The 17,371-nt window shown below is 30.2% G+C and carries 21 protein-coding genes and 1 pseudogene; 15 read left to right on the forward strand and 7 right to left on the reverse strand.

Features of this window, described 5'->3' with window-relative positions:
* A pseudogene (locus L8X36_RS07585) lies at nucleotides 1-108 on the reverse strand (flagellin); the annotation flags it as partial.
* A gap of 197 nt (nucleotides 109-305) precedes the next feature.
* Here L8X36_RS07585 and topA point away from each other — a divergent pair.
* Genes topA through L8X36_RS07615 form a run of 6 tightly spaced genes read left to right on the forward strand, consistent with a single transcriptional unit; the run spans nucleotide 306 to nucleotide 6,628 of the window.
* Complete coding sequence (gene topA / locus L8X36_RS07590; protein WP_412175678.1) at nucleotides 306-2,390, forward strand: type I DNA topoisomerase; 2,085 nt, start codon at nucleotides 306-308, stop codon at nucleotides 2,388-2,390.
* Complete coding sequence (locus L8X36_RS07595; protein ID WP_263683271.1) at nucleotides 2,390-3,169, forward strand: papain-like cysteine peptidase; 780 nt, start codon at nucleotides 2,390-2,392, stop codon at nucleotides 3,167-3,169. The genes topA and L8X36_RS07595 overlap by 1 nt, the downstream gene beginning before the upstream one ends.
* 15 nt (nucleotides 3,170-3,184) lie before the next feature.
* Nucleotides 3,185-4,021, forward strand: a complete 837-nt coding sequence (locus tag L8X36_RS07600; RefSeq protein WP_263683272.1) for a biotin synthase — start codon at nucleotides 3,185-3,187, stop codon at nucleotides 4,019-4,021.
* A complete protein-coding gene (locus tag L8X36_RS07605) occupies nucleotides 4,002-5,180 on the forward strand; it encodes a cation:proton antiporter (protein ID WP_087685281.1) in 1,179 nt (392 codons plus the stop codon). The genes L8X36_RS07600 and L8X36_RS07605 overlap by 20 nt, the downstream gene beginning before the upstream one ends.
* A 39-nt stretch (nucleotides 5,181-5,219) precedes the next feature.
* Entirely contained in the window at nucleotides 5,220-5,978 is a 759-nt protein-coding gene (locus tag L8X36_RS07610) for a 3'(2'),5'-bisphosphate nucleotidase CysQ (protein WP_263683273.1), read from the forward strand.
* A complete protein-coding gene (locus tag L8X36_RS07615; RefSeq protein WP_263683274.1) occupies nucleotides 5,978-6,628 on the forward strand; it encodes a hypothetical protein in 651 nt (216 codons plus the stop codon). The genes L8X36_RS07610 and L8X36_RS07615 overlap by 1 nt, the downstream gene beginning before the upstream one ends.
* On the opposite strand, the gene L8X36_RS07620 is transcribed toward L8X36_RS07615, so the two are convergent.
* Genes L8X36_RS07620 through L8X36_RS07630 form a run of 3 tightly spaced genes read right to left on the reverse strand, consistent with a single transcriptional unit; the run spans nucleotide 6,621 to nucleotide 8,551 of the window.
* Nucleotides 6,621-7,397 (reverse strand): UDP-N-acetylmuramate dehydrogenase, encoded by a 777-nt coding sequence (locus L8X36_RS07620; protein ID WP_263683275.1) that lies wholly within the window; start codon nucleotides 7,395-7,397, stop codon nucleotides 6,621-6,623. The genes L8X36_RS07615 and L8X36_RS07620 overlap by 8 nt on opposite strands.
* Complete coding sequence (fliQ, locus tag L8X36_RS07625; RefSeq protein ID WP_012660903.1) at nucleotides 7,394-7,660, reverse strand: flagellar biosynthesis protein FliQ; 267 nt, start codon at nucleotides 7,658-7,660, stop codon at nucleotides 7,394-7,396. Before fliQ ends, L8X36_RS07620 begins: the two co-directional genes overlap by 4 nt.
* Nucleotides 7,661-7,687: 27 nt before the next feature.
* A complete protein-coding gene (locus L8X36_RS07630) occupies nucleotides 7,688-8,551 on the reverse strand; it encodes a menaquinone biosynthesis family protein (protein WP_263683276.1) in 864 nt (287 codons plus the stop codon).
* A 110-nt stretch (nucleotides 8,552-8,661) separates the two neighbouring features.
* On the opposite strand from L8X36_RS07630, the gene recA reads away from it, so the two are divergent.
* From recA to L8X36_RS07650, 4 genes are all read left to right on the forward strand, one after another.
* The gene (gene recA, locus L8X36_RS07635; RefSeq protein ID WP_039617275.1) at nucleotides 8,662-9,699 is read left to right on the forward strand and encodes a recombinase RecA; all 1,038 of its coding nucleotides are present in this window, start codon (nucleotides 8,662-8,664) and stop codon (nucleotides 9,697-9,699) included.
* Nucleotides 9,699-10,943: a phosphopyruvate hydratase gene (eno, locus tag L8X36_RS07640; RefSeq protein WP_047207898.1), complete on the forward strand. Its 1,245-nt coding sequence runs from the start codon at nucleotides 9,699-9,701 to the stop codon at nucleotides 10,941-10,943. Before recA ends, eno begins: the two co-directional genes overlap by 1 nt.
* Before the next feature lie 101 nt (nucleotides 10,944-11,044).
* Complete coding sequence (locus L8X36_RS07645; RefSeq protein WP_173787953.1) at nucleotides 11,045-11,221, forward strand: hypothetical protein; 177 nt, start codon at nucleotides 11,045-11,047, stop codon at nucleotides 11,219-11,221.
* The gene (locus L8X36_RS07650; protein WP_039667888.1) at nucleotides 11,211-11,894 is read left to right on the forward strand and encodes an AMIN domain-containing protein; all 684 of its coding nucleotides are present in this window, start codon (nucleotides 11,211-11,213) and stop codon (nucleotides 11,892-11,894) included. Before L8X36_RS07645 ends, L8X36_RS07650 begins: the two co-directional genes overlap by 11 nt.
* A 14-nt stretch (nucleotides 11,895-11,908) precedes the next feature.
* On the opposite strand, the gene L8X36_RS07655 is transcribed toward L8X36_RS07650, so the two are convergent.
* Nucleotides 11,909-12,292, reverse strand: a complete 384-nt coding sequence (locus tag L8X36_RS07655) for a group III truncated hemoglobin (RefSeq protein WP_263683277.1) — start codon at nucleotides 12,290-12,292, stop codon at nucleotides 11,909-11,911.
* 108 nt (nucleotides 12,293-12,400) lie between these two features.
* Here L8X36_RS07655 and L8X36_RS07660 point away from each other — a divergent pair, with 108 nt between their 5' ends.
* The gene (locus L8X36_RS07660; protein WP_263683278.1) at nucleotides 12,401-12,877 is read left to right on the forward strand and encodes a cysteine permease; all 477 of its coding nucleotides are present in this window, start codon (nucleotides 12,401-12,403) and stop codon (nucleotides 12,875-12,877) included.
* On the opposite strand, the gene L8X36_RS07665 is transcribed toward L8X36_RS07660, so the two are convergent.
* Together L8X36_RS07665 and L8X36_RS07670 are read right to left on the reverse strand one after the other, a co-directional pair.
* Nucleotides 12,846-14,156 carry an MFS transporter gene (locus L8X36_RS07665; RefSeq protein ID WP_263683279.1) on the reverse strand — a complete coding sequence of 437 codons (1,311 nt, stop codon included), beginning with the start codon at nucleotides 14,154-14,156 and terminating at the stop codon, nucleotides 12,846-12,848. The genes L8X36_RS07660 and L8X36_RS07665 overlap by 32 nt on opposite strands.
* 2 nt (nucleotides 14,157-14,158) lie before the next feature.
* The gene (locus L8X36_RS07670; RefSeq protein WP_263683280.1) at nucleotides 14,159-14,320 is read right to left on the reverse strand and encodes a highly acidic protein; all 162 of its coding nucleotides are present in this window, start codon (nucleotides 14,318-14,320) and stop codon (nucleotides 14,159-14,161) included.
* 87 nt (nucleotides 14,321-14,407) lie between these two features.
* Between L8X36_RS07670 and moaC the strand changes: the two genes are divergently transcribed.
* The 4 genes from moaC to L8X36_RS07690 form a co-directional block, all read left to right on the forward strand.
* Nucleotides 14,408-14,881, forward strand: coding sequence for a cyclic pyranopterin monophosphate synthase MoaC (moaC, locus tag L8X36_RS07675; RefSeq protein ID WP_263683281.1), 474 nt, complete (start codon nucleotides 14,408-14,410; stop codon nucleotides 14,879-14,881).
* Nucleotides 14,859-15,122, forward strand: a complete 264-nt coding sequence (locus L8X36_RS07680) for a DUF493 domain-containing protein (protein ID WP_263664263.1) — start codon at nucleotides 14,859-14,861, stop codon at nucleotides 15,120-15,122. The genes moaC and L8X36_RS07680 overlap by 23 nt, the downstream gene beginning before the upstream one ends.
* A 12-nt stretch (nucleotides 15,123-15,134) precedes the next feature.
* Complete coding sequence (locus L8X36_RS07685; protein WP_263683282.1) at nucleotides 15,135-16,259, forward strand: hypothetical protein; 1,125 nt, start codon at nucleotides 15,135-15,137, stop codon at nucleotides 16,257-16,259.
* A gap of 50 nt (nucleotides 16,260-16,309) precedes the next feature.
* Nucleotides 16,310-17,371, forward strand: a 1,062-nt coding sequence (locus L8X36_RS07690; protein ID WP_263683283.1) for a cache domain-containing protein, incomplete at its 3' end; no start/stop codon positions are given.

Genomic DNA, 17,371 nt, shown 5'->3' on the forward strand with positions numbered 1-17,371 from the left:
TAAACCTGAGCTAAGTCTAGCAAGAGAGTTGTCTAATGCTCTTGAGTTTAAATTTGCATTGTTTTGAGCATTTAAAGATGCCACGTTAGTATTTATACGAAATCCCATTTTAAATCCTTTTAAATAAATTCAACCGCTTCCATGCCGTTGTTTAGACTATATCGAAAATAAAGAAAAAAATTTTATACTTTTAAAATATTTTATTTGTAACTTATTTTAGATTATTCATTTAAAAACCCATCTAAGCAAAAAATTTAACTTTTTTTTATACACTTTTACTAATTTTAATCCTCACAAGGAAAATAATGAAAAATTTAATCATAGTAGAATCACCTGCTAAAGCTAAAACCATAGGTAATTTTTTGGGTAAAGACTATGAAGTAATAGCCTCTAAAGGACATATTAGAGATCTACCTAAAACTAGCTTTGGTATAAAAATAGAAGATGAAAATTTTAAACCTGAATATAGAATTTCAAATGATCATTCAAGCTTAGTAAAAGAACTCAAAGAAAAGGCTAAAAAAGCAAAAACCATCTACCTTGCAACCGATGAGGATCGCGAGGGTGAAGCCATAGCTTATCATATAGCCAAGGCTATTAATAAAGATGAAAATTCCCTGCCACGCATAGTTTTCCATGAGATCACTAAAAGTGCTATAGAAAATGCTTTAAAAAACCCAAGATCTTTAAATATAAATAGCGTCAACGCTCAACAAACTAGACGCTTGCTTGATCGCATAGTAGGTTATAAACTAAGCCCTTTACTCAATCAAAAAATTCAAAAAGGTCTAAGTGCAGGACGTGTTCAAAGTGCGGCTTTAAAAATCATCGTCGATAGAGAAAGAGAAATCAAAGCTTTTGTTCCTTTGAAATACTTTAGTATAGATATGATTTTTGAAAAAGACTTACAAGCTGAACTAGTTGAGTTTCAAAATCAAAAGATAGAAAAACTAAGTCTAACTAATGAAGATAGAGCTAAGCTTATCTTTGAAGCTTGTAAAAATGCTAACTTTAAAATAAAAGATATAGAAAGTAAAGATAGAAAAATAGCCCCACAAGCACCTTTTATGACCTCAACTTTGCAACAAAGCGCAAGCAATCGCCTAGGTTTTAACCCTAAAAAAACCATGATGATAGCTCAAAAACTTTATGAGGGCGTAAAAACTCATCAAGGTATTATGGGCGTGATCACTTATATGAGAACTGATAGCCTAAATATCGCAAAAGAAGCTTTAGAAGAAGTAAGAAAACTCATCAAAAATGATTTTGGTAAAGAGTACTTACCAAGCAAAGCAAATATTTACACCACTAAAAGCAAAGGCGCCCAAGAAGCACATGAGGCTATAAGACCGACTAATCTTAGTTTTACTCCAAAACTTGCAAGTGAGTTTTTAGAAAAAGATGAAGCAAGATTATATACTTTAATATACAATCGTTTCCTAGCTTCACAAATGAATCCTGCTATATCTCAAACTCAAAATGTCTATGTAAAATCAAATGAAGCAAGTTTTAAAATAAGTGGTAGAAAAATTTTATTTGATGGGCACTATAAAGTATATGGAGATATGGACAAAGATAAAATTTTACCTAATTTAAAACTAGAAGATACATTAAATATCCAAAATATAGAATTAAACTCACATTTTACTGAGCCACCTTCAAGATACTCTGAAGCTGGGCTTGTTAAAAAGCTAGAAAATCTTGGTATAGGACGCCCTTCTACTTATGCTCCAACTATTTCTTTACTTAGTGCAAGAGAATATGTGCATATAGATAAAAAACAAATCATACCTAATGAAATAGCCTTTGTTGTAACAGAAGTTTTAGAGCAAAACTTTAGCGATATAGTAGATAGTGATTTTACTTCTAAAATGGAAGATAAACTTGACATCATAGCAGAGGGCAAAATGGACTGGCAAGAAGTTTTAAGAGAGTTTTATTTTCCTTTTATGAGAAAAATCGATGAGGGTAAAAAAAATATAAAAAGTCAAAAAACTTTTACAAAATTAGATGAAACCTGCCCTGATTGTGGTGGAGAGCTTGCTATAAGAAAAGGAAGATATGGAGAATTTATAGCTTGTTTAAATTTTCCAAAATGTAAATACTCAAGAAATTTAAAACAAGAAACACAAAATGAAGAAAAAAGCGAGAAAAAACTCAATACCATAGGCGTAAAATGCCCAAGTTGCCAAGAAGGTGAGATCGTAGAGCGTTTTTCTAAGCGTGGCAAATTTTATGGTTGTAGTGCTTATCCAAAATGCAACTATATAAGCAAATACAAACCAAGTGAAGAAAAATGTAGCGAGTGTGGTGAAACTTTGATCATCAAAGAGCTTAAAAAAGGCACATTTTTAGAGTGCTTAAAATGCAAAATCAAAAAGGAAATTTAATGCAAGAACAAACCACAAAAATTAAAGATTTTAATTTTCCAAAAGTTAAAGCAGATTTAATATTAAGCTTAGGCTCTCAATGTAGACCAGCACATCATATGAGAAAAAATTTTTTACGTGCATGGGCATCTCCATTGGATTGGATGGTTAATGAAAATCTTGATGTTATAATCCATCTTTTTAAAACGAATTTTGAGGATTTTTTTTTATCTTACGAAAGATTACACAGTGACAACCAAAACACTATAAGTGTAAAAGATAATATCAACAATATACTTTCTGTACACCATTTTTTTCATAATGAAGATCTAAAAATTCAAGCAAAAAGAGTTAACTCACAAGCTATTGATAGATGGAAAATCATAAAAGAAAAAATTATACACTCCCAAAATATAGTTTTTATACGTAGTGGCAATTTCAACAAAACAAAAACTACAGAATTTTTAAAAAAGATTTCAGAATTATTCAATAATAATAAAAATTACTACTTTATAAATGTTAATTCTAGCAATAAACTAGCTATTGATGAATTAAATTTTGAAAAAACAACAATAAACACATCCTTGACTATTATAAATTATAATATAAATGAAAATGCTTGTGGAGCAATAGGAAATAAATATTTTTGGACTAAAATGATGAGAAGTATCAAGGTACCTTTGAGATTTAAAACAAAAAATGCCATAGGAGATTTAAAAACACGCTTTATTAGAAGCTGTAAAAAACGTCTCAGATTTTTTACAAAAAAATATAAAAACAACATAGATGAAAGTCACTAAAGGAAGGATCAAGCAATGCAAATCATGCTTTGTGCTATATCTAATATAGCAAGTGGAGGGTGCGGGGAGGACTGCAAATACTGCACACAAAGTGCTCATGTGAAAACTAATATCAACAAATACAAAAGAAAAGATATAGATCAAATTGTTTTAGAAGCTAAAATGGCTAAGAAAAATGAGGCTTTGGGGTTTTGTTTGGTCACAGCAGGAGCTGGGCTTGATGATGAAAAACTTGAGTATGTATGCAAGGTAGCTCATGCGGTGCAAAAAGAAGTAGAAGGACTTTTACTCATAGCTTGCAATGGCATAGCAAATTTAGAACAACTCAAAGAATTAAAAAAAGCAGGAATTTTTTCTTATAATCATAATCTAGAAACATCTAAAGAATTTTTCCCAAACATTTGCTCTACGCATACTTGGGAGCAAAGATTTCAAACTAATCTTTATGCTAAAGAAGCAGGTTTAATGCTTTGTTGTGGTGGAATTTATGGTCTTGGAGAAAACGAAGCTGATAGAAAAAGTTTTAGAGCAAGTTTAAAAGAGCTTGATCCTTTTTCTTCGCCTATTAATTTTTTCATACCAAATGAAAACTTAAAACTTAAACAAGCTTTGCTTGATCCTGATGAGGCATTAAATATCATCAAAGATACTAAAAAAGACTTACCAAATGCACATATCATGGTAGCAGGTGGTAGAGAAGTAGTGCTAAAAGAAAGGCAATATGAAATTTTTGACGCAGGAGCTAGTGCTATAGTAGTGGGCGATTATCTTACAACTAAAGGCGAAGAACCTAGCAAAGACATACAAAAACTAAAACAAATGGGATTTAGCTTTGCTAGCTCATGCCATTGATGCTCAAGCTGCTACGGATTTAAAAATTTTATTAGTCGTAGCAGGATGTTTGCTAACTTCACCTTATATTGCTAAATTTTTAAAACTCCCACTTTCAGCCACTGAAATCATGCTTGGTTCTTTTATAGGATTTTTGGGTTTCATAGGAGAAAGTGAGAATTTTAAACTTTTAGCTAATGCGGGATTTTATTATCTTATGTTTATTGCGGGTATGGAGATTAACCTTAAAACCTTTTTAAACACTGAAAGAAGCTTACTTAATAAAGCTTTTATTTACATTATACTTTTATATGCTTTTAGTGTTTTAGCGGTTGAAAGTATAGATATTTCTTATATTTTTGTCATTATTATACCTGTTATGAGTGTGGGTTTGCTCTCAACGCTTTATAGAGACTTTGGCAAAAACTGTGAGTGGCTTAATGTATCTATGGTAGTAGCCACTTTAGCTGAAGTTGTAAGCATAGTTTTGCTTACCATAGCTGCAGCATTTTTGGGCAAAGGAGCTGATCTTTTCTCACTCACTCAAAATTTATTATACTTAGTAGGATTTTTAGCACTTTGTATTTTTGGATTTAAATTTTTAGAAGTGCTTTTTTGGTGGTATCCACAGCTTAAAACCATACTCATGCCTTGGCAAGATCAAAACGAAAAAGATATAAGATTTTGCATGGCAATTTTCATAGCCATAGTTGCGATTATGATTTATTTTAAACTTGAAGTTGCACTTGGAGCTTTTATAGCAGGTTCATTTATAGCTACTTTTTTTGATCATAAAAAAGACTTAGAGCATAAACTTTCTAGTTTTGGTTATGGCTTTTTAATCCCTATATTTTTCATCTATATAGGCTCAAGTTTTAAACTCCAAATGCTTTTAAACCCTCAAGTTTTGCTCATAGCTTTTTCGCTAACTGCCTTTATGATAGGACTAAGAATACTTTGTGCTATGACTTTTGTAAAAATACTTGGTTTAAAAAACACCTTTTTATTTGGCCTAAGCCATTCTATGCCACTAACCTTACTCATCGCAGTAGCTACGCTTTCTTATCAAACCAATATCATCACTCAAGATATATACTCGGGGCTAGTGCTTACTGCTTTACTTGAAGCAATTTTAGCCATTAGCTTAATTAAATTTATTAATAATCTTAGTAGAAAATAATTCTACTAAGTATTTATATAAAATTGCTATACTTTTTTTATGAAAAATTTAGACACACTTTTAGAATTAGCCTTAAAAGCAAGCAAGGAAGCCTCAAAAGTATTACTTGAATATAAAGACAAAAATACTTTGTGGCTTAAAGATGATGATTCTCCGGTAGGTTTAGCTGATATAAAGTCTAATGAAGCTATTAGTGAGATTTTGGCTTCAAGCGATATAGCTATATGCTCTGAAGAAAATATACTCTCTTATGAAGAAAGAAAAAATTTAGAGTATTTTTGGCTAATAGATCCTCTTGATGGCACTAAATCTTATGCTAAAAAAGACAAAGAATATTGTGTTTTAATCGCATTAATCCACAAAAACACCCCTACACTTTCACTCATAGGTGATGTGGAAAATAATGCATTTTATTATGCACACGCTCATACTAAAGTTTATAAAAATAATGAAATTTTAAATCTTAGCTTAGAGCAATACGAAAAGGTTAAAAATATAGCCCTTTACTCTAAAAACCATGATAACAATGAAGATTTTTTCATTCAAAATCATCTTGAAGGCATTAAGGTTTCATCTGCTTTGAAATTTGTATATTTACTTGAAGCAAAAGCTGGAATTTACCCACGTTTTGGTGGTCCAAAAGCTTGGGATATAGCTGCGGGAGATTTTTTAGTCAAACAAAATGGTGGAATTTTATATGATTTTGATAAAAAAGCTCTAAATTATAATAGTCCTGATTTTAAACTTCCAAGTTTTATAGCTTTTGCTAAAAATGAATTTAAATTAAAAGGTTTTTAGTGAGATTTTTTTTGGTGTTTTTGTGTTTTTTAAGTGCTATTTATGCTAACTCTTTTGCAAATAAAAAAATCATCAAATTACAAAATAATGATGATTTTAATATCATCAATCTTGAGCAAAATATAAATTATGACAAGCTCTCGCATATTAATACCTTAGCTTTAGTGCCAAGCTATGAAAAAGAATATAATTTTTATTTTTCAAACTTAAAAATCGATGCTAAAACCATGGCAAAAGATACACTAAAAGCATTAAGTGCTATTTTAAATGAGCAAAATAATTTTACCTTGCTTAGTCAAAAAGAAAATCAAACTTATATCAATAGTCAAAATATCTTGCAAACAAATAAAAATTTCATCAGTGCAAGTGAGTTTTTAGAATTTAATCGTTTCAAAAAGGCTGATTTTATTATTTTGCTAGATTTAAAAAGTATTCAAGCAAGCCAACAAAATTTCTTGCTTTTTTCCAATTTTGAAGTCAAAGCCGACATAGAATACAAACTTTTTAATGCTAAAACAAAAAAATTAAAAGATCATAAAATCCTTACTATCAATACTCAATTTAGCACAAATGATAAAAATAAATCTTATCAAGAATTAGTCCAAGAAATAGCTAAAATTGTTTATGAAGATATTAAAAATACTATATAATCACTACTTCTTCTTCTAAAACAATCCCAAATTCTTCAAAAACTCTTTTTTTAGCAAGCTCTATCAAAAACATAGCATCATCAAAACTAGCATGTTTTTTATTGATTAAAAAATTTGCATGTTCATTACTAAACATCGCATCGTTTTTACTAAAACCTTTAAGATTAACTGCTTCTATCAACCTTCCTGCATGATCGTTTTTGGGATTTTTAAAAATAGAGCCAAAGCTAGCACCTTTGGGTTGATTTTTTCTTGCATTTTTTAAAAGTTCATCTTTAACTGGGTCAAATCCATATTCTAAAAAAAACTTCGCGCTAAACATTACTTCTTTAATAGGGTTAAACCTATAAGCAAAAGCTATATTTTGTTTTAAAATTTCTTGATTAAAAGTGCAAATACTAATTAAGTTTTTGCTAATATCCTCATCTTTTAACCCTGCATTCATTTTCAAAATACCACCCAAAGTCCCTGGGATATTTCTTAAAAACTCAAAGCCTTTTAAGTTGTTTTCTTTAGCAAAGTGATACATTTTAAAAGATTTCACACTAGAACCTATCTCTAAAAACATACCTTTTTCATTTTGCTCTAAAATTTTAATATAATCAAAACTTTTCCCTAAAATTCCAAGTTTTTTGGGTTTTGGAGAGATTAAAAGATTATTTGCCCCACCTATTAAAAAACCATCAAATTCGCAAGGCTCTTCAAGTATTTGCACTTCAAAGCTCTCACCTATACGCACAGAAGAATACTTAGAAAAATCAATAATCATCTAATAAAGCTTGGAATTTGATTTAAAATATTAGTTGTAAAATCAATCATAGAACTTATCATCCAAGGCATTAAAAATACTATTACCACAACAACAAGTAAAATTTTTGGCACAAAAGAAAGCGTAGCTTCATTAATTTGCGTTACAGCTTGGAAAATACTTATAATAAGCCCTGCAATAAGCCCTGCTAAAAGCATAGGTAAAGAAAGCATAAGTGTGATTTTAAAAGTTTGTACACCCAAGGCTACTAAAGTACTTTCCATATTTACTCCTTAAAAATTTAAATTCTATCAAGAATTTCTAAATTCTTCATACTCACTAGGGATAAGATAGTCTTTGCTTTTTATTAACTTCTCATAAAATCCATGATTAAACCCAAGCTCAAAAAGCTTATCTATGGCATTGTATTGTTTATCATTCATATTTATAGAGTTTTTATTTGCATATAAATTTAAATACACATCAAGTTTTTGGGCATCTACGCGTATTAAATTACGCTCTAAAAGCATAGAAGCTAAGATTTTTCTATTATGATCAGCTACTTCTACTGCTTTAATCAAATCTTTTTCAACCGCTATTGCATCATTAAGTGGTAAAGATCTTCTAAGAGCCATACCACCCAAAGGTAAAGGTAAATCATCTTTAGCCAATTCTTGCCAAATATCCCAAAGTTCAGCCTCAACACACAAACTAGAATCAAATTCTAAAATACTCTCATGTATAAGCACTCCCGCATCAACCTCATCTTCTAAAACAGCCTTTTCAATCTCTAAAAAATTCTTATAAACTATTCTAGCTTGTGGGTATTTTATGCGAAAGATTAAAGCATTAGTAGTGTGTGCTCCACTTAAAGCAACTTTAAAATTTGGCTTTAATTTTTTATCTTTTTTCTTAATAAGCTTTGGCCCATAACCCTCACCAAAACTCACAGCAGTTTTTAATAAAGCATATTCACTAGCTATTAAAGGATAAAGCGCAAAAGATATCGCACTAACATCGTATATATTTTCTAATGCAAGTTCATTTAAAGTTTGTATATCTAAAGCTGTATTTTCATACTCATAAGCATTTCCAACCCAACCAAATTTAATCGCCATATACATAAAAATATCATCAGCATCAGGAGAGTGTGCTACGCTAATTTTTTTATTCATTTTTTTCCTTGAAAAATTTAAAAAAGTATTTTAGCAAAATTCAAAATAAAAACTTATATTAAATTTCTTTTTGATACAATTTTAAACATATTATAAAAGGATTAACAAGTATGGATGATAATAAAAGAAAATCACTTGATGCGGCTTTAAAAAGTCTTGATAAAACCTTTGGAAAAGGTACTATTTTAAGACTTGGCGATAAAGAAGTTGAAAAAATTGATTCTATTCCTACAGGTTCGGTTGGACTTGATTTGGCTTTAGGAATTGGCGGGGTTCCAAAAGGAAGAATTATAGAAATTTATGGACCTGAAAGTTCAGGTAAAACTACACTTACCTTACACATCATAGCAGAATGTCAAAAAAAAGGTGGAGTTTGTGCATTTATCGATGCTGAGCATGCTCTTGATGTAAGATATGCAAAGAATTTAGGTGTTGATACAGAAAATCTTTACATCTCTCAACCAGATTTTGGAGAACAAGCCTTAGAAATCGTTGAAACCATAGCAAGAAGTGGAGCCATTGATCTAATAGTAGTAGATAGCGTTGCTGCACTTACTCCAAAAGCAGAAATCGAAGGTGATATGGGAGATCAGCATGTAGGTCTTCAAGCAAGATTAATGAGCCAAGCTTTAAGAAAATTAACCGGTATCGTACATAAAATGAACACCACTGTAATTTTCATCAACCAAATTCGTATGAAAATAGGCATGATGGGCTATGGCACTCCTGAAACAACTACCGGAGGAAATGCTTTAAAATTTTATGCTTCGGTTCGTTTAGATGTACGAAAAACAGCCACTTTAAAACAAAATGATGAGCCTATTGGAAACCGTGTTAAAGTAAAAGTGGCTAAAAATAAAGTAGCCCCTCCATTTAAACAGGCTGAATTTGATGTGATGTTTGGCGAGGGTGTAAGCCGTGAGGGCGAGCTAATAGACTATGGTGTAAAACTTGATATTATTGATAAAAGCGGTGCGTGGTTTTCTTACAAGGCTTCTAAACTTGGTCAAGGTAGAGAAAATGCCAAAGCATTTTTAAAAGAAAATCCAGCTATTGCAGATGAAATCACTCAAGCCATACAAAACTCAATCGGTATAGATAGTATGATTTTGGGTGCAAAAGAAGACGATGAAGAAGGAGAGGAATAATGTTGATTATTGAAGATTTAAGAGCTTTTGAAGTTTTAGATAGTAGAGGCAACCCTACCATTAAAGCCGAAATCATGCTAAGCGATGGTAGTGTAGGAAGCGCTATCGTTCCAAGTGGTGCAAGCACGGGAAAAAAAGAAGCTTTAGAACTAAGAGATAATGATGAAAGATTTGGTGGTAAAGGTGTTTTAAAAGCGATTGAAAACATCAATGGCACCATAGCTGAAAACATTATAGGGCTTGATGCATTTAATCAAACCCAACTAGATAATACTCTTTTAGAGCTTGATGGGACAAAAAACTACTCTAACCTAGGAGCAAATGCAACCTTAGGAATTTCTATGGCAACAGCACGTGCTGCCGCTAATGCACTAGGTGTGCCTTTATATCGCTATTTAGGTGGAGCAAATGCAAGCGTACTACCCGTACCAATGTGTAATATCATCAACGGTGGCGCGCATGCAAACAATAGCGTAGATTTTCAAGAATTTATGATTATGCCTTTTGGTTTTTCAAGTTTTAAAGAAGGATTAAGATCAGTTTGTGAAATTTATGCAGTATTGAAAAAAGAATTAGCCAACTTAGGTCACTCTACTGCCTTAGGCGATGAGGGTGGTTTTGCACCAAATTTAGCAAATAATACAGAACCTCTTGATCTTTTAATGACTTGTATTAAAAAAGCAGGCTATGAAAATAAAATCAAACTAGCGTTAGATGTAGCAAGTAGTGAACTTTATAAAGATGGTAAATACCATTTAGAGGGTAAAGTTTTCTCAAGTGAAGACTTAATCGCGCGTTATGAAGAATTATGTGCAAAATATCCAATTTTTAGTATTGAAGATGGTTTAGCTGAAGATGATTATGAAGGTTGGATTAAACTTACTCAAAAGCTTGGCAATAAAGTTCAGCTTGTGGGTGATGATTTGTTTGTAACCAATGAAGATATTTTAAGAGAAGGTATCATGAAAAATATGGCAAATGCTGTATTGATTAAGCCTAATCAAATTGGAACAATCACTCAAACTATGAGAACAGTAAGATTAGCTCATAGAAATAATTACAGATGTATTATGAGCCATAGAAGTGGCGAAAGCGAAGATGCTTTTATAGCTGATTTTGCAGTAGCGCTTAATACAGGACAAATCAAAACAGGAGCTCTAGCAAGAGGCGAAAGAACTGCTAAATACAATCGCTTATTAGAAATTGAACTTGATAATGATGAGTACTTAGGAGATAAACTCTGAGCGATTTATTAAAAGAGTATGATGAGCATTCTAAAAAAAAGGAAGCTCATCGTCAACTCATCAAAACCATTGCATTATCATTTGTAGCTATTATTGTTGCTATGTATTTTGGTAATATGTTTTTTGGCAAATCTTCTCTAGATGTACTACTAACACTTAAAGAAGAGCAAAAAATTTTAGAAAAAAATATAATGACTTTAAAAGCTAAGAATGCTCAAGCTCAAAAAGAATATTTGCAACTTTTAAGACTTAAGGGAGAAAATTCGCATGAGAATTAAATTTTTTATATTGTTTTTACTTTCTTGTGTATTTTTAAATGCAAAAGACAATCCTTTTGATAATAATATAGAACAAAAAAATACCGAATTTGCAAAACTTAGTCCTTTCCAAAGGCAAGATTTTAACTTTAATTCTGATGCGAGAATTTTAAAAAATATTACCATTACTTACATTAACCTTGATGGCTCTGAAGAACAAACCACTCTGGATATATACAAAAGTATTAACTGGCATGATACCTACTCATTTATAAAAACTAAAAGTCCAAATGCCACGCCTATACTTGATGTATCTGTAACCGTGCCACAAAAACAAGGAAATAAAAACTCAAAAACAGAAGAAAACAACACTACTTTAAACATAGAAACACCACTTTTTAGCGGAAATATTTATAATTTTATTTCTCTTGGTTTTTACAATAACAAAATTAATATCAAAACCCAGGATAAAATACTAAGACATCTTTCTATAGGAGATCCTACTAAAATTATTATAGATTTTGCTAAAAAACAAAATTTTAACACCAAAACACTGCAAGTTAATACAGCACAAGTTAGAAAAGTTGTATTTGGTTCACATAAAGGGTATTATCGTTTGGTAATATATCTTGATGGAAAATACAGTTATAAATATTCACATAGTGAAAACTTACATACATTTAACTATCGCTAAGAGTTTTTAAACTCTTAAGCAAATCTATGATCATAAATAATCATTTGAAATCTTTGGGCTATCATTCTAGCTCTTTCTATAATGATACTTCTTGGTTCATCTTCAAAAACTTCTTGCAAACTCTCATCAAATAAATTAAGCCAAATATCAAAAAATTCTCTTGGAAATGGAGGCAATTCATGATGAGCTCTCAAAGGTGAACCACTATAACTTGGATCAGCTAAAAACATCCCTGCCCAAAAACTTGCTATTTTTTCTTTATGTTTTTTCCAACTCTCATCATCTGTGCCGATTTTTTCATTAAAAATAGGTCCTAAATCTTTATCCACTCTAACCTTTGTATAAAAAACATCCATAAGTTTTTTTATACCCTCATGATTAATAGTTTCAAATTTCATGCTTTTCCTTAAAAATAATTTTTGCTTATTGTATTAAATTTAGAAATTAAAAATATAAACAAAAGTCAATTTTTAGTATAATTTTAAAAACAAAACTAAAGAAAAACTATGACTTATACTATTTTACCACCCAATCAATTCTTAGATGATTATGTCTTAAATGTGCAATTACATCAATTAGCAAATATCTCTAAAAATGCTTATAAATTTTGGAAAAACGTTCAAGCAGCACGCTATCAAGGCACAAGAGTGGTATTTTTACACAAAAAAAGTATTTTAAAAAAACACCAACATCTTATACAAAAATGTGAAAATTTAAGTGGCTATGTGTTAGCAAGTGCTTTTTGCTCATTTACCACTTTAGCCCCATCTCATTTAGTAGAAAAAAATAATTCTCAAATTTATAAAATCTTAGATATAAAAGAAGTATGTGGGGTTAAATTTGTAAATTTAAAGGCATTTTACGATCTTTTAAATCTAGATTATAATTATAATATTTACATCGAAAAATGCCATTTTTTTAGTCCCACTCCTTTGGAAAAGCGTATTAAAATCACTGAGAGTATGTGCGTTGGGTATTACTAAGATATTTAAACATCAAAGCACAAATAAGTGAGATTATAGCCATAGCTAACATATAAAATCCCAAAGAAAAACGAGCAATATTTTCTAAATTTCCTAAAGCAATGGTGTGTAAAAATAGAGCAAGTTGTGGGGTAAACCCACCGGCTAATGCATAAGCTATATTATATGAAAAACTAAGTCCTGAAAATTTAATCTTAGCATCAAATACTTCACTCATCATTAAAGGGCAAAAATTCATCACTCCAGCAAAAAAACAAGCGCTTAAATAATACACACTCACTGTATTAAAATCAGGTGTTTTAGTATAAAGAGCATTAAAATAAAACAAGCAAGTTAAGAAAAATCCTAATGAAAAAATCACACAAGCTTTTACTATACCTATTTTATCAGCCAAAATTCCACTTAATATACAGCCAGTTACAAGCACAACTATACCAAGCATTTGCATATAAGTTTGAACGCTTGCATCAATACTTAACATTTTTGCCATAAAAGAAGGTATGATTAAAATCATCACAACAATGCAAGCAGTTAAAATCCAAGTTATCAACATAGAAAGCACAACACCTAGCTTAGCCTTTTTAAACACTTCTTTTAAAGGAAATTTTTCTAAGGCTTTATCTTTTTTCATTTGCTCAAAAACAGGAGTTTCTCTTAAAAATTTACGCAAATAAGCAGAAATGATCCCAAAAATTCCTCCCAAGAAAAATGGAATTCTCCATGCCCACTCATAAAGCTCTTCTTGCGTGAAAAGTTTATTCATTATCAAAAACACAAAACTACCAAGTAAAATTCCACCTACCACAGAAGCTGTTAAAATTCCAAGATAAGTGCGTTTTTGACCCTTTGGAGCATGCTCAAATACAAAAACCCAAGCACCAGGTAATTCCCCACCTATAGCTATACCTTGACAAATCCTTACAAATACTAAAAATACTATACATAAATACCCTATACTTTCATAAGCAGGTATAAAAGCAAGCATAAAAGTTGGCACAACCATCAGCAAAATACTAAGCATAAACATTTTCTTACGGCCAAATTTATCGCCAAAATGAGCCATAACTATACCGCCAAGCGGTCTAGCTAAATATCCTGCAGCAAAAATTCCATAAGTATTAAACATTTGCCAAAATGGACTTAAATTTTCAGGAAAGAAATTTTTAGAAATATAACTTGCAAAAAATACAAAAATGATAAAATCATAAAATTCTAAAGTCCCTCCCAAAGAAGAAAGACCTAAAACTTTTATATCTTTTTTACTAAGATTTTTACTCACTCTTAATCCATCTCATAAGTATCATCATCACTATAATCATCATCGTATTCATAATCATCATCATCGTAATTATACGATCTTTGATTATTTACATAAGTATTATCATCTGTTTCATCATACATTTCATCATCGTAATTTTCAAATTCTTCATCATCATAAGCCATTATAAATCCTTTAAAATTTTTTAGTAGTATTTTAATATAAAAATATACATTTTGGTATAATTTTTCAAACTTTACTTAAGGAAAAATATGAATTTAACGCATTTAGATGAAAAAAATCATCCCAAAATGGTAGATGTAAGTCAAAAAGATATCACTCAAAGAGAAGCTTGCGCAAGCGGTAAAATATACATGAGCAAAGAAGCATTTGAAGCTATCATTGAAAATAAAGCTAAAAAAGGACCTGTTTTGCAAACTGCCATCACAGCAGCCATCATGGGAGCTAAGCAAACTTCAAATCTCATTCCAATGTGTCATCCTTTAATGATTTCAAAAGTACAAACCCATATAGAAGAAAACAAAGAAGAATATTCTTTTAAACTTTTTGTGACCGTAAAATGCGAAGGAAAAACCGGAGTTGAAATGGAAAGCTTAACTGCTGTTAGCATTGGACTTTTAACTATTTATGATATGGTTAAGGCTATTGATAAGAGTATGCAAATTACTAATATAGTTTTAGAAAGTAAAGAAGGAGGAAAAAGTGGTAAATATCTGCGATCTTAAAAAAGAACCTATTATAAATTACCCTACTTTTTGGGATTATAAAGTCGTTTTTGAAGCTGGGGTTGATGCTTTAGAAATTTTTACTCAAATACTTAATGAAAGAGAATTTAAATACAAAATCTCAAATACTAGCAAACAAGGAACATATAAAAGCTATCTTTTGAGTGTTTATGTAGATAGCAAAAGCGATCGTTTAAATATTTTTAATCAATTAAAAAGCAAAGCCAAATTTGTACTATAAAAAGGAAAAACTATGAAAAATTTAGCCATTATTTTTGAAAATTCTCTCTTAGCTTGTGAAAAAAATGAAATTCCAAACTTAATTAGCGAGCTTGTTTTTAGCCTAAGTTATAAAAAAATTAGTTTTGAAAATACTAGCAATGAAGAGCTTTTTGCCATCTTTTCTAAGGTATTAGAAAAACTTGAACTTATAAATGAAGAAAATATTTCTAAAATAATCCAAGGTATCATCAAAGCTAGAGTGGAAGAGGATAAAAAAGCATTTTTTGCTTATATTAATGAATATGGCAAATTGAAAGTAAAAATCGAAGAACAAAAAAACACCATTAAGCATAAAATTTGTGATAATTTTTTTGACTTAGAAAAAACCTTAAAGGATTTGAATTTAAATGAATTTAATATAAGCATTAATGATGCTATGCTTTATGATATAGAAATACTAGGTCTTTTAAAAGAAACTGCTGAAAGTGCTTTTATCACAACCTTAGAAAAAGGAGAAAATATAGAACTTACTTCTTGTGAGATTGCTAAAAATTTAGTCTTTAATGCAATTTGTGAAGGAAGTTTTGAAAAAGAAAGAATTTTAAAAATCTCCCAAGTAGTTTTAAATGCAGCTTTTGAACTTGCTAACGAATCACAAGCCTTTGCTTATGATTTATGTATTGGAAGTATTTATGGAACACAAGAAGGAATTTCTTTAGCGATTGAAAAATTTAAATCAAGCTTTGCATATAGTGCTTTAGAATATGATTTAAAAAACAAAGAAAAAGAACTCATAGATATAGAACAAGAATTTATTCAAATGCTTAAAAAAATATCATCAGAACTTGACAATCCCGTAAAAGACATACTCAAAGATTTATTAGAAAATAAATTTGACACTTTATTTGCTAAATTTAAACGTCTCATACAAGAAAATAGAGAACAAATCCTTATTAAAATAAATGAAATTAAACAAAATCCAAAAATTGACGACTTTAGCAAGCTAGCACAAAATAAACTTAACATTCTAGCCAAAGAGCTAAGTGAGCTTGAAAAACTTGCTAGTCATAAATATAAAAGTTTAGATAAAAATAATGCAAAAGAATTAGGAGTAAGATTGTGGGAAAAAATTAACAAACTAATAAAAAAATATTAAAAAACAAAAGTTACCATTTTATCAAATACATCAGATGAAAGAGGTAACTAATGTTTAAAAATTTTAATTTAACTACAAAAATGATTTTAATTTTATCTTCTGTAATATTTATTGGCATAGGAATTTTATCTGTAACGATAATCTCAAAAAGCCAAGAAATGCTTAATGATGAAGCTCATAAACTTTTATTAAGTAGCGCCAATAGATACTCAAATGGGATTCAAGCAATTACCCAAAACGCATATTCAACACTAGAAACAGCACAAGGCGTTATTAAAAATTTTGCAAATAAAGATAATAACTTAGATATAGAAGATCTTAAAATTTTAATAAGCAGTATGCTAGATTCAAATTCTTGGACTTATTTTGCATATATTCATCTTAACCAATACCACGGCAATAATCCTTTAAATCTTACTCCATCAGGAAAGTTTTTATTATTAGCAAAAGATGAAAATCCGCAACAAAAAGGATCAATTAAATTCATCCAAGCTGAAGAAGTAATCTTGCAACAAAATTCTCTCATAAAAGCTTTACAAACCAAGCAACCTGCCGTTGGAAGACCTAGAGATTATTCTATAAATGGAGAAAAATTATACTTAGTAAACATTGTTTTACCAATTTTTGGAAAGAATAACGAAACAATTGGTGCAATAGGTATGCTTGTGCGCATTGATTTATTGAGAGAAGAATTAAATGATCCAAATAAGAGTTTATTTGCAAATGACCAACGTTTATTGATTTCAAGTGATGGTTTAATCATATCTAGTCCAAAAGCAGAATATGTTGGAAAAATCATCACAGAAATTAATCCTCATCCTAGTGCAAAAACAATACTAGACATGCAAAGCACCAAAACCAATGGTTTATTTACTTTTATACCTGCTTCTACAAATGAAAAAAATTTAGCCCAGCTTGTAAATTTTGATCTTTGGGAGGGCTCTAATGATCATTGGAGTGTTGTAACTATAGCACCAAAAAAATCAGTGGAAAAGCCTGCTGATTCTTTAGCATTTATTATATTTGCAATTTCTGCAATTGTGCTTTTTATTATTATTAGTGTGATTTATTTTTATGTTAAAAAAAGTGTTGTTGGAACAATTCATAAACTT

Origin of the sequence: Campylobacter sp. CNRCH_2014_0184h, assembly GCF_025772985.1 — a bacterium.
Taxonomy (GTDB): domain Bacteria; phylum Campylobacterota; class Campylobacteria; order Campylobacterales; family Campylobacteraceae; genus Campylobacter_D.